Source organism: Sorangium sp. So ce295, from assembly GCF_051527405.1.
In the GTDB taxonomy this organism is placed as follows: Bacteria; Myxococcota_A; Polyangia; order Polyangiales; family Polyangiaceae; genus Sorangium; species Sorangium cellulosum_B.
In genome coordinates, this window is the sequence record NZ_CP150324.1 from 7015283 (window position 1) to 7030160 (window position 14878).

Annotated in this window: 12 protein-coding genes; 9 read left to right on the forward strand and 3 right to left on the reverse strand. The window is 70.3% G+C overall.

The window, feature by feature from the left end; all coding sequences use genetic code 11:
* Positions 1-68 precede the first annotated feature (68 nt).
* The 5 genes from WMF11_RS26525 to WMF11_RS26545 all read left to right on the forward strand — a co-directional run bounded on the left by WMF11_RS26525 (position 69) and on the right by WMF11_RS26545 (position 8798).
* The gene (locus WMF11_RS26525; RefSeq protein WP_437972683.1) at positions 69-302 is read left to right on the forward strand and encodes a hypothetical protein; all 234 of its coding nucleotides are present in this window, start codon (positions 69-71) and stop codon (positions 300-302) included.
* Positions 303-817: 515 nt separating this feature from the next.
* The gene (locus WMF11_RS26530; protein ID WP_437902094.1) at positions 818-1303 is read left to right on the forward strand and encodes a response regulator; all 486 of its coding nucleotides are present in this window, start codon (positions 818-820) and stop codon (positions 1301-1303) included.
* A 620-nt stretch (positions 1304-1923) separates the two neighbouring features.
* Positions 1924-7287: a trifunctional serine/threonine-protein kinase/ATP-binding protein/sensor histidine kinase gene (locus WMF11_RS26535; RefSeq protein ID WP_437972684.1), complete on the forward strand. Its 5364-nt coding sequence runs from the start codon at positions 1924-1926 to the stop codon at positions 7285-7287.
* An 83-nt stretch (positions 7288-7370) separates the two neighbouring features.
* Positions 7371-7856 carry a response regulator gene (locus WMF11_RS26540; protein WP_437902096.1) on the forward strand — a complete coding sequence of 162 codons (486 nt, stop codon included), beginning with the start codon at positions 7371-7373 and terminating at the stop codon, positions 7854-7856.
* Between the two features lie 78 nt (positions 7857-7934).
* The gene (locus tag WMF11_RS26545) at positions 7935-8798 is read left to right on the forward strand and encodes a sulfurtransferase (RefSeq protein WP_437902097.1); all 864 of its coding nucleotides are present in this window, start codon (positions 7935-7937) and stop codon (positions 8796-8798) included.
* A 46-nt stretch (positions 8799-8844) separates the two neighbouring features.
* Here WMF11_RS26545 and WMF11_RS26550 read toward each other — a convergent pair whose 3' ends face one another.
* On the reverse strand, positions 8845-9369 hold the full coding sequence (locus tag WMF11_RS26550; protein ID WP_437972685.1) for a hypothetical protein: 525 nt from the start codon (positions 9367-9369) through the stop codon (positions 8845-8847).
* 214 nt (positions 9370-9583) lie between these two features.
* Here WMF11_RS26550 and WMF11_RS26555 point away from each other — a divergent pair, with 214 nt between their 5' ends.
* Positions 9584-10504 (forward strand): hypothetical protein, encoded by a 921-nt coding sequence (locus WMF11_RS26555; protein ID WP_437972686.1) that lies wholly within the window; start codon positions 9584-9586, stop codon positions 10502-10504.
* A 38-nt stretch (positions 10505-10542) separates the two neighbouring features.
* On the opposite strand, the gene WMF11_RS26560 is transcribed toward WMF11_RS26555, so the two are convergent.
* Complete coding sequence (locus WMF11_RS26560) at positions 10543-11835, reverse strand: ABC1 kinase family protein (protein WP_437972687.1); 1293 nt, start codon at positions 11833-11835, stop codon at positions 10543-10545.
* Positions 11836-11875: 40 nt separating this feature from the next.
* On the opposite strand from WMF11_RS26560, the gene ybaK reads away from it, so the two are divergent.
* Together ybaK and WMF11_RS26570 are read left to right on the forward strand one after the other, a co-directional pair.
* Positions 11876-12361, forward strand: a complete 486-nt coding sequence (gene ybaK / locus WMF11_RS26565) for a Cys-tRNA(Pro) deacylase (protein WP_437902100.1) — start codon at positions 11876-11878, stop codon at positions 12359-12361.
* Between the two features lie 103 nt (positions 12362-12464).
* Positions 12465-13298 carry a hypothetical protein gene (locus WMF11_RS26570; RefSeq protein ID WP_437972688.1) on the forward strand — a complete coding sequence of 278 codons (834 nt, stop codon included), beginning with the start codon at positions 12465-12467 and terminating at the stop codon, positions 13296-13298.
* On the opposite strand, the gene WMF11_RS26575 is transcribed toward WMF11_RS26570, so the two are convergent.
* Entirely contained in the window at positions 13272-13790 is a 519-nt protein-coding gene (locus WMF11_RS26575; protein ID WP_437972689.1) for a DUF2243 domain-containing protein, read from the reverse strand. The two genes, WMF11_RS26570 and WMF11_RS26575, sit on opposite strands and share 27 nt — an antisense overlap.
* A gap of 226 nt (positions 13791-14016) precedes the next feature.
* On the opposite strand from WMF11_RS26575, the gene WMF11_RS26580 reads away from it, so the two are divergent.
* Entirely contained in the window at positions 14017-14853 is an 837-nt protein-coding gene (locus WMF11_RS26580) for a hypothetical protein (RefSeq protein WP_437972690.1), read from the forward strand.
* Positions 14854-14878 lie beyond the last annotated feature (25 nt).

The window sequence follows — 14878 nt, forward strand, 5'->3', positions numbered from 1 at the left end:
GTCCCCTTGCGGCGCGCCTCGCCGGCTCCACCTGTCGTGTCGGGCACGGGAGCGCCGGAGGGTGAAGCATGGGAATGAACGAGAAGAAGACAGCGGAGCGACAGCCGGAATCACCTGAAGGCGCCGCGGCCGGCCCCGAGGCGACGAGGGCGAAGACGCGCAAGGAGCGGAGCCCGCAGACACCGCTCGATCGCGGCGGGGCGCCCTCGCAGCGCGAGGCGTGGGAGCCGGTGGACGAGGCGTCGGACGAGTCGTTCCCGGCGAGCGACCCGCCGGCCTGGACGCCGATCCACTCGGGCTGAACGCAGTGCGCCAGGCGGGGAGCTGCGACGTGCGAGCCGCTCACCTGGCTCGCTCCGCCCTCCCCACGCGGCGTCCCGTCGCGCCTCACGGGTCGCTTACACCGGCAGCAAAACTCTCCCCCCTCGACCTGGGACCGCAACAGCGATCCAAGCGGCACTGCATGATGCTGCTCGTCGACCCGCCCCGGTTCGCCCGGAGTCGGCGTCGGGGCGCACGACGACGTCGGTCAAAATCTGTTTACCTGCAAGATGCGAGAATGCTATTCACATGGTGTGGGCGGGAAGAACGATCCAGCGGCAAATTTGCGGCCAAGCGCGAATGATGCAGCGTGGGAGCAGGCATACGATCTGGCGTCCGCGCTCCGCCTCGATCGCGCCGGATGCGAGGTCCTGCGCGGCCATTTCGCGCAGGCCGCCGCCGGGTGGAGCAGGCGCTCGATCGTCGCTCTCGACCGGAGCGCCGGGGTGAGCGCGAACCGGCGGCAGGTTGGACCCGCGCTGCAAGGGTGCCTACGATGGCGTTCAAGGATCTGAAAGACGCATGGCGCAAGAGAAGAGCGCCACCGAAGGACGAAGCGCCGCGCCCCGTGGTCCTGGTGATCGACGATGACGCGGCGACGAGAGAGTCCGTTCATTACATCCTGCAGGACAGGTACGACGTCCTGTTGTGCGGATCGGCGACGGAGGGATTGGCCGCCGTTCGCGACGATGTCTGCGCGGTCATCCTCGACGTGAAGATGGAGCCGCTGGACGGCTTCTGGGCGTGTGATGCGCTCCGCCGGAAGCAGCCCGACATCCCCATCATCTTCTATTCGGCCTACCAGGACATCAAGGATCCCAGCAGGGTCGTCCGGGAGCACCAGCCATTCGCTTACGTCGTCAAGGATGGTGACATCAACAGGATTGTGACCACGGTCGACACAGCCGTGCGAGTCCACACGACAATGACGGAGAACAAGAGGTCCATCGACCTCTTGCAGGGCACCAAGCGCGATGGTTGACGGCAGCCGGCGTTCGCGACGCGCGCCCGCTCGATGCGCTCGATGTCGATGGCTGATCGGCCGCGCGGCGCGGCGCGGCCGGTCCTCGTGACGCAGCCGGCTCTTCATCGATGACATTCAGACGAGAAATCGACGACGTAACGCGATAGCCCGCCGCGCTTCCCGCCCACACCGTCCACGAAGCTCTTACAGTCCCCTGGATCGGAGCCGAGACCGTGATGTGACCACCATCACCGGTCCGCACGCGACTCGATGGGGCCCTCGTCGAGTCGCCCTGGATCGCCGGGAGTCGGCGCTGGATCGCCGGACGTCTCTGGTGGAATTCCGTTTCCTCGCATGGTGCGAGAATGCTATACGTGCAATGTGGATAGGGGGGAAGTAGCGAGGCAACAACTCTGCAGTCGACCCGCGTCGATGCGCGCGACGACCGTCGGAGAGCGAGCGAATCGACTCCGAGCGACATCCCGCGCGCCCGCGGCTGCGCCAGGGCGCGTCGGGGCTCCACCCTCTGCTCTCTCCACCCACGCCGACCAGAGCTCAATCGACGTTCTTCAGCCTCGACCACCCGCGAATCGACTCGCCAGCGAGAGTGATTGCACCGATTCCGTGTAGGAGACACGATGATCAGCCTTCCCCATTACACCATCACGGACGAGATCCACAGCGGCGTCGAGACCATCGTCTATCGTGGGTACCGGAACGTGGATCGGGCGCCGGTCGCGATCAAGCTCTTCAAGAGCGAATACCCTAGCTCCCGTCAGATCGCGAAGCTACGGCACGAGGTCGCGATCACCAGGAGCCTCGACCTCTCTGGTGTGGTGAAGGTGTACGGCCTGGAGCGGATCGGCACGAACCTGGCGCTCGTCATGGAGAACCTCGAGGAACGGCCGCTGGACGACGTCCTCCGGACGCAGGAGCTCGGCTTGAAGACCTCCCTCCAGATCGCCGAATCCATCGCAGACACCCTGGAGGCGATCCACCGGCGTCACATCATCCACAAGGACATCAAGCCGCACAACATCCTCGTCCACATGGATACGTGTCAGGTCAAGCTGATCGACTTCGGCATCGCCACGCGCCTCTCCCAGGAGATCCAGCAGGCGAAGAGCCCCGACTCCCTGGAAGGGCCCCTGACCTACATGTCGCCGGAGCAGACCGGACGGATGAATCGAACCCTCGATCACCGCACGGACCTGTATTCCCTCGGCGTCACCCTCTACGAGATACTGACGGGCACGCTGCCTTTCCAGGCGACGGATCCCCTGGAGCTCCTGCACTGCCACATCGCCAAGAGGCCCACGCCGCCGCGCGAACGGTCGCCCGCGGTCCCCGAGGCGGTGTCGAACATCGTGATGAAGCTCCTGTCCAAGGCGGCCGAGGACCGGTACCAGAGCGCGCACGGGCTCAAGGCCGACCTGCGCGAGTGCCTGGCGCAGCTGGAGGCGACGGGCCAGATCGCCCCCTTCCCGCTCGGCCGGTACGACCGCGACCACAGGCTGCTCATCCCGCAGAAGCTCTACGGCCGCGAGGCGGAGATATCGGCGCTCCTCTCGGCATGGGACCGCGCGAGCCGAGGCGCGGCCGAGCTCGTGCTGATCTCCGGCCACGCCGGCGTCGGCAAATCGGCGGTCGTGAGCGAGCTGTACAAGGTCATGGCCGGACGGCGAGCCCACTTCATCTCGGGCAAGTTCGACCAGCTCAACCGGAGCGTTCCGTACGCCTCGCTGGCGCAGGCCTTCCAGGATCTCATCCGGCACCTGCTCACCGAGCGCGCCGAGACGCTCGCGCTCTTCCGGCGCAAGCTCGCGGCCGCCCTGCGCCAGAGCGGGCAGGTCCTCGTCGACCTGATGCCGGAGCTGGAGCTCGTCGTCGGCCCCCAGCCGCCCGTGCCCGAGCTCGGGTCGACCGAGTCCCAGAACCGTTTCAACCTGGTCTTTCAGCGCTTCCTCCGCGTCTTCACCACGGCCGACCACCCGCTGGTCCTCTTCCTCGACGATCTCCAGTGGGCCGATCTCGCCTCGCTCAGGCTCCTCACGCAGCTCCTGTCGGATCCGGAGCGCGGCCACCTGCTCGTGATCGGCGCCTACCGCGACGACGAGATCGACGCGGGGCACCCGCTCTCGACGGCCCGGGCAGAGCTCCGGAAGGCAGGGACGGACATGGCCGAGGTCACCCTCGATCCGCTGCGCCTGCCGGACATCAACCAGCTCCTCGTCGACGCGCTCGGCTGTGATCCGCGGCGCTCCGCCCCGCTGGCGACGCTCGTCCTCGAAAAGACCCAGGGGAACCCGTTCTTCATCAATCAATTCCTGACCTCGCTGCACAAGGATCAGCTGCTCGCCTTCGACGTCCCATCGGGCTCGTTCTCCTGGGATCTCGATCGCATCCGGAGCGCGGCGATCACGGACAACGTGGCCGAGTTCATGGCGAGGAAGCTCCGGCGGCTCGCGCCGAGCACGCAGCGGATCCTCACGCTCGCCGCCTGCATCGGCCACCGGTTCGATCTGAAGACGCTCTCGATGATCGACGAGCGGCCGCCCGGGAGCACGGCCGCGGATCTCTGGGAGGCGCTCGCTGAGAACCTCGTCTTGCCCCTGGACGCCGAGTACCGGTTCCTCCACGCCGCGCCCGACCAGCCTGGAGATGGCGAGCCGGCCCCCTGGGACATCAACGTCTCGTACAGGTTCCTGCACGATCGCGTGCAGCAGGCGGCCTACTCGCTGATCGACGGCGAGCGCAAGGAGGACCTGCACCTCAGGATCGGGCGCCTGATGCTCGCGCAACGGGAGATCGGCGACACGGAAGAGAACCTGTTCGACACGGTCAATCACCTCAACCTCGGCGCCGCGCGGATCTCCTCGCAGGGCGAGCGGACGAGCCTCGCGCGCTTGAACCTCACCGCCGGCAGGAGGGCGAAGGCGTCCGCGGCCTACGACGTGGCCGCCACCTACCTCGGGGCCGGGACGTCGCTCCTCGACGAGCGCGGGTGGGAGCAGGACTACGATCTCGCGTTCGCGCTCCACACCGAGCGAGCCAGCTGCGCGTTCCTGAGCGGCCATGTCGCGCAGGCCGAATCGCTGTTCAACGTCGTCCTGGACCGCGCCAGGACCCGCCTCGATCGCGTGCACGTCCACGCCCTGCGCATCCCGCTCTTCAACGTCGCCGGGAAGTTCGCCGAATCCGTGAGCAGCGCGCGGGCAGCCCTCGCGCTGCTCGGGATCGAGCTGCCCGAGGACGAGGAGCGGATCAAGGCGGCCTTCGCCGCGGAGCTCGCGGAGGTGCCATCGAACCTGGCGGGCCGCCGGATCACGGACCTGCTCGACGCCCCGGCGCTCACCGACCCGGAGCAGAGCGCGGCGCTCACGATCCTGACGAACGCGAGCGCGGCCCTCCTCCTCGGGTATCCCTCCCTCCACGCGCTCGCGAGCGTCAAGCAGGCCAACATCTCCCTGAAGCACGGCCACGCGGAGGGCTCCCCCTTCGGCTACCTGGTCTACGCGATCGTCCTGATCGGCCTGGGTCGGTACTCGGAAGCCTACGAGTTCGGCAAGCTCGCGATGGATCTCAACGAGAAGATGGCCTGTGTCGACACGGCGTCCAAGGTGAAGTCCAGCTTCGCGGTGTTCATCGCCCACTACCGGGAGCCGCTCCGGCTATCGTTCTCGTATCTCTCACAGGCGTACCAGGACGGCCTGGAGGTGGGGGACATCCAGTTCGCCAGCTACTCCGTCATGCACGGGATCGTCAACGGGATAGGCGTCGGCAACAACCTCGCCGCGATCGCCGAGGAGATAGAGAGGGGCTCCCCTTTCCTCCAGCGCACCAAGAACGTCGTGGCCATCCTCATCGTGACCTCGGCGAAGCAGATGGTCGCGAGCTTGCGAGGGCGCACGCATGGCCGCCACACCCTGAGCGATGGCGCCTTCGACGAGGCGGCGTTCGACGCCGAGATGGCGGCCCCGGGCCTCGAGCACATGGCGGCATACTACAACGTCCACAAGGCGCAGCTCGCGTTCCTCTACGAGGACCACGAGCGCGCGCTGTCCTTCGTCGCCCTCGCGGAGCGGCTGCGCCCGTACCTGGGCCACATGTGGATCTCGACCGAGATCCCGTTCTACGGGAGCCTGATCATGCTGGCGCTGTACCCGGCGGCGGCGCCCGCCGAGCGAGAGCGCTACGAGAGAGAGCTCGACCGGTACGCGGCCGAGATCGCGGTGTGGGCGGACAGCTGCCCGGAGAACTTCCACCACAGGCGTCTCCTGCTATCCGCCGAGCGCGCGCGCATCGCCGGCGACGACGCGGCGGCGATGGACCTCTACGAGCGGGCGATCATGGCGGCGCACGAGAACGAGTTCCCGCACCACGAGGCGCTGGCGAACGAGCTCGCCGCGAGGTTCCACCTCGCGAGGGGCAGGGCGAAGATCGCGCGCGTCTACATGATTGACGCCCTCTACGGCTACACGCGCTGGGGCGCCGCGGCCAAGGCCATGCAGCTCAAGGAGAAGTACGCGGAGCTCTTGCCGCGGGACGCGGGGGCGGCGAGGGCTGCCGGGCCGACGGAGATAGCGACGATCGTCGGGGCCGGCGAGATGCTGGATCTCGCGACCGTCGTGCGGGCTTCCCAGGCGATCTCGGGAGAGATCGAGCTCGGCAAGCTCCTCGAGAGGCTGATGCGGACCGCGATGGAGAACGCGGGGGCCAGCAAGGGATACCTGCTGCTCGCGAACAACGACGAGCTGTACGTCGAGGCGGCGGCGGACGCCGAGGAGCCGCCCAGCAGCGTCCTCCAGTCGGTGCCGCTCGAGGAGGTGGAGGGCCTCTCGCGGGCGGTCGTGCGATACGTCCAGAAGACGAAGGAGCGCGTCGTCCTCGCCAACGCAGCGCGCGAGAGCACATTCCTGTCCGACCCGTACATGGCGCGGAAGAAGCCGAAATCGATCCTGTGTGCGCCGATCGTCCAGCAAGGCAAGCTGGTCGGGGTCCTCTATCTGGAGAACACCTTGCTCGAGGACGCGTTCACGCCGGCGCGCATCAAGGTCCTGCAGGTCCTGTCCGCGCAGGCCGCCATCTCGATCGAGAACAGCCGCCTGTACGGCAGGCTCGAAGAGAAGGTCAAAGAGCGCACGGCGGAGCTCCAGGAGGCCCAGGCGAAGCTGATCCGCCTGGAGCGCGAGGCGACGGAGAAGCGGATGGCGGGCGCCTTCGCGCACGAGATCCGGAACGCGCTCGCGGGGGCGAGCCTGGTGCTCGCGAGGGTCCTCGGGCAGGATGAGACGGCCTCGCGCCCCAGCCTCACCTTCGACTCGGCTGTGGAGCTCGGCAAGCTGCACGAGGAGCTCGCCGAGCATCTGCCGGGCGAGGCGCTGGGTCCGCTCACGGCGCGGCTCCAGCGCGTCTTCGAGAACCAGGAGGCGCTCGACGCCGCCCTGAACCTCGTGCTCAAGGCGACCACCCGGGTGCTCACCATCACCAAGGCGATCCTTGATTTCTCCAGGATCACGGGCGGCGAGCGCTCATGGGAACGGATCAGCCTGAACGAGCTGATCGACAGCGCGCTCGTCGATTTCAGGGAGACGACCGGAGGATCCAGCATCTCGGTCCAGGCCGACATCGCGGGGACCATCAGCATCGTGGCAGATCCGACGCAGTGTTACTCCGTCCTGCAGAACCTCCTGAACAACGCGCGCGACGCCATCCTCGAGAGGAGCGGGCGAGGTGGCGCGGGCCTGATCGAGATCTCGGCGAGGGAGGAGGCCGGTGCGTGCGTCCTCCAGGTGACGGATGACGGCGTGGGCATCCGGGAAGCGGATCTACCGAACATCTTCGAGTCGTTCTATTCCACGAAACCCGCGACCGGGACCGGCCTGGGTCTCGCCGTCGTCAAGCGGATCATCGACGCCAGTCGCGGGACCATCGAGGTGCAGAGCGAATGGGGCAAGGGCACCCGGTTCACGGTGACCCTGCCGACGGCGGGCGTGTCGTAGGTGATGGGCATCGTGAGCGAGCGAAGAGCCGGGGTGAGCACGAACCGGCGAGAGGGTGGCCCCGTGCTGCAAGGATGCGGGCAATGGCGTTCAACGACCTGAGATACTCATGGCGCAAGAGGAGCGAACCACCGGCGAACGCGCCGCCACGCCCCGTGATCCTCGTGATCGACGATGACGCCGCGGCGCGAGACTCGCTCGACTTCATCCTGAGCGAGAAGTACGACGTCCTGCTGTGCGCGTCGGCGAGGGAGGGGCTGGCCGCCTTGCGCGACGGCGTCTACGCGGTCGTCCTCGACGTGAAGATGGAGGGGCACGACGGCTTCTGGGCGTGCGACCAGCTCCGGAAGAGGCAGCCCGATATCCCCATCATCTTCTATTCGGCCTACCAGAACATCAAGGACCCCGCGAGGGTCATCAGAGAACATCGGCCGTTCGCCTATGTCATCAAGGACGGTGACATCAACAGGATCTTGACGTCGATCGAGACCGCCGTGCGAGTCTACACGTTGACGATGGAAAACAAGCGGTTCAACGATTCCTTGAAGGGCACCAGGCGCGACGGCTGACGGCGACCGACGTCCGGCGCCTCTGGATGCGTGTTGCCGCCGTCCTCCACGGCCTACCTGTCACCGAGGTCTTCATCCATGACGTTCGCAAACCCACAGGCTCTCGTCGACACCGGCTGGCTGCAGGAGCACCTCGACGACCCCGATCTGCGCATCCTGGACTGCACGGTCTTCCTGACACCGACGTCGGGCGGCGTCCACGTCGAGAGCGGGCGCGCCGCGTGGGCCGAGGCGCATATCCCGGGCAGCGCGTTCGCCGACCTCCTCGCGGATCTGTCGGACCGAGGAGATCCATCGCCGGTGATGATGCCTCCTGCGGAGCAGTTTGCGGCGGCGATGTCCAGCTACGGCGTCGGCGACGGCGTCCGGGTGGTGCTCTACGATGCCTCGATGAACATGTGGGCGGCCCGCGTCTTCTGGATGCTGAGGGCGTTCGGCTTCGACCACGCCGCCGTGCTCGACGGCGGGTGGCGGAAGTGGACGGCGGAGGGCCGACCCGTATCGGCCGACGCCGTCAGGCATGCTCGGGCGCGGTTCGTGGCCCGGCCTCGCGCCGGCTGGATCGTCGGTAAGAGCGGGGTGCTCGCCGCGGTGGGCGACACGGACACATGCATCGTCAACGCGCTGTCGGCCGAGGAGCACGCCGGAGAGGTGACGCGCGTCGCGCGGCCCGGGCGCATTCCGGGCAGCGTCAACGTCCCCGCAGGCGCTCTGGTCGATCCGAGCTCGCACGCGTACCTGGCTCCGGCGATCCTGCGGGACCGCTTCGAGGCAGCCGGAGCCCTGGGGCGCAAGCGCATCATCACGTATTGCGGCGGCGGGATCGCGGCGTGCAGCGATGCCTTCGTGTTGAGCCTGCTCGGCGCGGAGAACGTGGCCGTCTACGACGGGTCCCTGGCCGAGTGGACGGCGGATCCCGCGCTCCCGCTGGAAGTGGGCTGACGCGCTCGGGCCCAGGCGCAATCACCAGCGTCGAGCGCGCCGGCCGTCACGGCTCCGGAACGCCCTCTTCGAGCCACGTCCGCGCGCTCTCGGCGGTGAGCTTGAAGTCCGGGGGCACCCTCGACCGCCTGACGGTCTCCCCTGCCGCGTCTCGCCCCGTGAGGATGGCGTGGGGATCGTCCTCGTCGGGCACGATGTCGAGGTCCACCCGCATCCGGGCGCCGCCCCCGACCACCGTCGTCACGCTCCGGTGCAGCTGCGCCCGGCGTTGCTGGTCGTGCCGCGAGAGGATCTCGTTCGCCGTCTTCACCAGGGTGGCGAAGGCGCTCGCGTCGAGGGGCTTCGGGTTCTTCTTGTCACGCCCCATCGTCCACGGCCCCACCAGCGAGGGCTCGCTCTGGCCGTCGCACGTCATCTCGACGGCCCACCCATCGTCGTCCTCGTTCTTGATGACCCGCGCCGTCCACCCGTTCCCCTTCCAAAGCTTCGGGTCCTGATCTTCAGGACGGATCGGGTGCGTCTGCCCGACCTCGTCGTGCGCCGCGTCCGTCGCATCGTGCGTCGTGTCCATGGACGCGTCGGTGTACCCGCCGCGCGCCCGGCGCGTCCACCCCCTCCCGCGCATCTCGGGCATTTCCTGTCAGCCCCTCACGGCGCTGGACCACCTCCCTTCAAGTCCGAGGGAGGCATGGCAACGGCGTCGTTCAAGCGCCGCTGCAGGTCTGGATCGCCACAGACCTCCGCCGCGGGCTGGCTGACGGCCGCGGAGCTGCGACACTCCGCGCATGCTCCTCCACCGGCGCCCCTTCCTGGCCGTGTGCGCCGCAGCCCTCGCCCCGAGCACCGCCGTCGCCGACCCCGCCGGCGCCGCGGCGCCCTCGCCGCCGCCCCCCGCTTCCCCGCCCGCCTTCGACATCCGCGACCTCCAGGTCCCCGGCGATCGCGCCCTCGGCAGGCGGTTCACGCTGCTCGTCCCGAAGCACCTCGCCCCGGGCGAGCGCGTGCCGCTTCTCGTGCTCCTCCACGGCCTCGGCGAGACCGGCGACGAGCGCCTCGGCGCCTTCGCGTGGCTGGAGCGGTACGGCCTCGGGCCGGCCTACGAGCGGCTGCGCCGCCCGCCGCTCGGCCGCACCTCGCGCCGGAAGGACTGGACGGACGCGCGGCTCGCCGAGGTGAACGCCGCGCTCGCGGCGCGGCCGTTCCGCGGCCTCGCGATCGCGTGCCCCTTCACGCCCAACGTCCACAAGGCCCCGAATCCCGCCGCGGCGCTCGACGGCTACGCGCGCTGGCTCGCGGAGGTGGTCCTGCCGCGCGCCCGCGCCGAGGCGCCCGTGTTCGACGACGCGGCCCGCACCTCGCTCGACGGCTGCTCGCTCGGCGGCTTCATCGGGATCGAGGTGTTCCTCCGCCGGCCCGAGCTCTTCGGCGCCTGGGGCGGCGTGCAGTCCGCCATCAGCGCCCACCGCGCCCCTGCCTACGCCGACCGGCTCGCCAGGGCCGTCGCCGCGGCCGGCCCGCGCGCTCTCCACCTGCTCACCAGCGAGGGAGACCCGTTCCGCGACGCGAACGCCGCCCTCGCCGCGCAGCTCGCGAAGCGGTCCATCCCCCGCACCCTCCGCGTCCTGCCGGGCCCGCACGACCAGCCCTGGCTCCGCGAGGCCGGCACCATCGAGATGCTCCTCTTCCACGACCGCCGCCCGCGCTGAGCCGGTGCCGCGCGCTCGGCCGCCTACCCGAGCGGCGCCTACCCGAGCAGCCCCGCCTCCCGCAGAAACGCCCCCTCGACCGTGGCGTAGTCGGCCTCCACGTCGAGCCGCGCGAGGACCGAGTAGAACCCGAACTGGAGCCGGTTGAGGAACAGCATGCCCGGCGGCAGCTGCACGAACCCGCTGTCCTTCACGAGGATCTGCTCCTTGATCGCCTTCACGCCCTCCACGAGCCCCGTCACGTAGGCCCGCGTGACGCGGAACGGCGCGCTGAACAGCGGCTCGAAGCACCGGCGCGTGTACGCCAGCGAGAGCTCCTCGAACCGCCCGCCGCGCGTCCCGAGGATGAGCGCCGCGTGGCGCGCGAACGCCGCCTCGTCCTTGCGGAGCGCCGCGAGGTGCATCGCTCGCCCGTGCTCGAGCCGCGCGCCGTCGAGCGGCTCCACGCAGCCGAAATCGAGGAAGGTGACCCGGCCGTCCTCGTGAAAGAGGTAGTTGCCCGGGTGCGGATCCGCGTTGAACATCCCGCCGACGAGGTTGCCCTTGAAGACGAAGCGCCACAGCGTCTCGGCGTAGGCGCGCCGGGTGCGCTCGTCGCGCGTCGCGGCCTCCTCCAGGGTCGCGCCGCGCGCGAGCTCGGCGGTGAGCACGCGGCGCGACGAGCGGGCCGCGATGACCTCGGGGATATGGATGGTCGGATCCCCCCGGTGGACGCCCGCGAAATAGCGCTGTCGCTCCGCCTCCAGGACATAGTCGAGCTCCTCGAGGAAGCGCGCCCTGACCTCCTCGAGCACCCGCTTCGAGTCGAGCGCCCTGGGCCCGAGCGCGCCGACGATCGCCTGGAGCACGCCGGCGTTCTCGAGGTCGCTCGCGAGCGCCCGGTCGATCCCCGGGTGTTGCACCTTCACCGCGACCGCGCGCCCATCCGCGAGCAAAGCGCGGTGCACCTGGCCGATGGAGGCGCTCGCGAACGGCGCGTCGTCCCAGGCCGCGAAGAGCTCGCCGATGTCCGCCCCGAGGTCCTCCTCGACGACCGCGCGGATGGCCGCGGGCGACGACGTCGGCGCGGCGGCGCGGAGCGAGCGCAGCGCGGCCTCGTAGGCCGCTCGCTCCGGCTCGGGGACGAAGCCGTCGACGTAGCTCGCCATCTGGCCGACCTTCGCGGCGAGCCCCCGCATCGTGCCCAGCACCTCGGCCACGTGCGCCGCGGCGTCCGCGGCGGCGTCGCCCCGCCGCCCGAGCAGGTGGGCCGCCCCCGCGCGCGCCCCGAGGCCCGCGAGGCGGACGAAGCGGTTCAGCCGGCCCTCGGGGAGCTTCTTCTCGATCGTCATCGGCGCAGCCGGCGCGTATAGCATGGCCCGGCCCACCCCCATGAAGACCAACGCCGCGCGCATCCTCGACAGCCTCGGCATCGCGTACGAGCTGCGCACCTACGAGGTCGACCCGAGCGACCTGACCGCGGGCACCGTGGCCAGGAAGATCGGCCTGCCGCCGGAGCAGGTGTGGAAGACGCTTGTGGCGCGCGGCGATCGCCACGGCGTTTGCTTCGCGGTGGTGCCGGGCAACGCCCAGCTCGATCTGAAGGCGATGGCCAGGCTCACCGGCGACCGGAAGGTCGACACGGTATCGCTGAAGGAGGTCCAGCCGCTCACCGGTTACGTGCGCGGCGGGGTCACGGCGCTGGGCGCGAAGAAGGCCTATCCCGTCTATGCAGACGAGACGATCGAGCTCTTCGAGGTCGTCTCCATCTCGGCCGGCGTGCGCGGCACGCAGATCCTCGTCGCTCCCGGCGATTATCTGCGCGCGACGAGGGCGAAGGTCGGCGCCATCGCGTCGCCCGGCGGCGACGCGGATTGAACACGTCGCCCGGCGGCGACGCGGATTGAACGCGCGCGCCGCCGGATCCGCGGTATGATGGCAGAGCTCGCCTCCGGTCCGGCGCCGGGCGGCGACGAGGGATATGACCAGAGCGGCATGCGACCTGCGCGATCCGAGCGAGCTGAGCACCGCCGAGCTGCGGCAGCGGTGCCGGGGCTGCAAGCCGTGGGAGCTCGGGCTCGGCGCGGTCCAGCTGGCCGCCTCGGCGGCGGCCGGAGGCGCCGTGCTCGCGGCGGCCGGCGCCTGCATTCCGGGGCTGGTCCAGTGCATCAGCGTGGGTCCCGCGCTCGCGGCCGGGCTCGCGGTCTGGGAGTCGATCGGCGTGGCCAGGGGGTGGCTCCCGGGCGCGGCGTACCGCGATGAGCTCGCGTTCCGCGCGTGGCACGCGGGGCTCTCGCCGTGGGTCGGGCCAGCAGCGCAGCGCCGCTGGGCGAGGCGCGCGCTGGCGCGCCGGCCCGCGGCCCCCGACTGGCTGCTCGTCCTCGAGGGCGTCGCGCCGGCCGGCGGAGGGCGCCGCTGGGTCAAGGTCGAGCTCTCGCTGTCCCCCTCCTCGGACGGCCCGTTCCGCTCGCAGGCCAGCGGGCACGCGCTGCTGCGCGCGGGCGGCGACGGCGCAGAAGCGCCGCACGAGCGGCGCCTCGCGCTCGAGGAGCTCGACGACCTGAGGCGGGCCGTCGCAGAGCTCCCGGCGGGGCTATCGCTGGCTCCCCCCGCCTCGCCCGGGGACCCCGCGGTGTTCAACGGCCGCTGCGAGCTGCTCATCGCCAGGAGGACGCCGTTCGCCGCGGCCCAGCTGACGAGCGCGTTTCCGTCGCTCGAGGCCGGCCCTCAGGCGCCCTCGCTGTCGCTGCTGCACCGCCTGGTCCAGCTGGCCTGGTGCGGGGGCGAGTCAGGTCCGAGCCGGCGCGGCGGCTGACGCGGGCGCCTCGCGCATCAGGCGCCGGCCGACCAGCACCAGCAGGACACCGGACGCGAGGAAGGCCAGGTCCCAGCCGAGCTGCCCCGGACCTGGACGGACATGGTGGATCTGCAGGAGGTGATGGTCGATCACCCCCTCGACCACGTTGAACAGCCCCCAGCCCATGGCGGCAGCGCCCGGGAGCATCCGTCCCGGGAGCTCGGCTCCGCCCACGCGCAGGGCGCCCCAGAGCTTGAACACACCTGCCACAGTGAGGCCCAATGCGACAACGCCGAACAGACCGTCGGCGAAGATGTTCCGCCTCACATCGTCGATGGTCGCGCCTGGATGGCAGCTGAAGCAGATCAGGTGATGCCACTGCAGGAGCTGATGAAACAAGATGCCGTCGATCAGGCCACCTGCGCCCATGCCGAAGAGCACTCCCGCCGTCTTCACGGCGCGTGATGTCCTCGTGGCGGTGGTGATCTCGAGCGGGCGGGCTGTGCTCATGAAATCCTCCTGAGCGCGCCCCCATGCGAGCGGCAAACCACAGCCGTCGGGCGGCGGAGGACGGATCCAGCGGGCAGGCGGGGCGACCGGTCCGCCGCCGCGGCGCCTCGCCGGCCGGCCGCGATCTGGCAGCCCCCGACTCCGTGAGCTGGCCAGGTCGGGCCTGGCATGGAGTTGGCACATGCGAGGATCCCACGTAGCCGCAGAAATCGCTGAAAGGTGCCAGATGGACAATCGAATGAACCCGGAACGCGCCGCAGGAACGGCGGAGCCGGAGCACCAGGGTCCCAGGCCGGTCCCCTACACGTACCATGACGGTCGCGAGGACTACCTCCATGTCGGCCGCCGGGAAGGCGCGGAGTCGGATCAGCCCGAGGCGCTGATCCCGCCTTCGGAGCGGGTGACGTCACCTGTCCAGGCGACGTCCCTGCCGCCCGAAGCCGCGTCCATGACCCCCGAGGCGACGGCGCTGCCGCCCGAGGCGACCGCCCTGCCGCCCGAGGCCGCGTCCGTGGCCCCCGAGGCGACGGCGCTGCCGCCCGAGGCGACCGCCCTGCCGCCTGCGGCGGCGCCCGGGTCTCCCTGGGAGGCGCCTCGCGCAGCGGCACAGCGCCCTCAGCAGGCGCTCCGGATGAGCGAGATCGTCACGCGCGGGCTGCGGACCGGCGCCGTGCTGACGGCAGCGACGATGTGCACGATGATGGCAGCGTCCACCCTCAAGCGCGGATCGCCCTGGGCCGCCATGAACGCCATGGCGGCGGCGGTCGGCCTCGGGGGTCGCCGCGCGAAGCGCCGGTTCGACCCGGTCGCCACGCCCGCAGGGATGGCGGCGCTCGCCGGGGGCCTGCTCGTGTGGGGCATCGGCTACGAGAAGGCGCTCGACGCGGCGGGGCGGCGCGGCGGCGCGCTCACGGGCGCGCTGTCGGCGCTCGGCGGCTTCCTGCTCGACGATCTGGTCTTGCCCAGCCGGCTCATGAAGGGCTTCCGCGACACGATGGGCGTGGCCGGCACCGTCGGCAAATACGTCGCCCTCGGCGTCGCGAGCGCCGTCGCCCCGCGGTGAGCGCGCGAGGCGCCGGCGCAAGCGC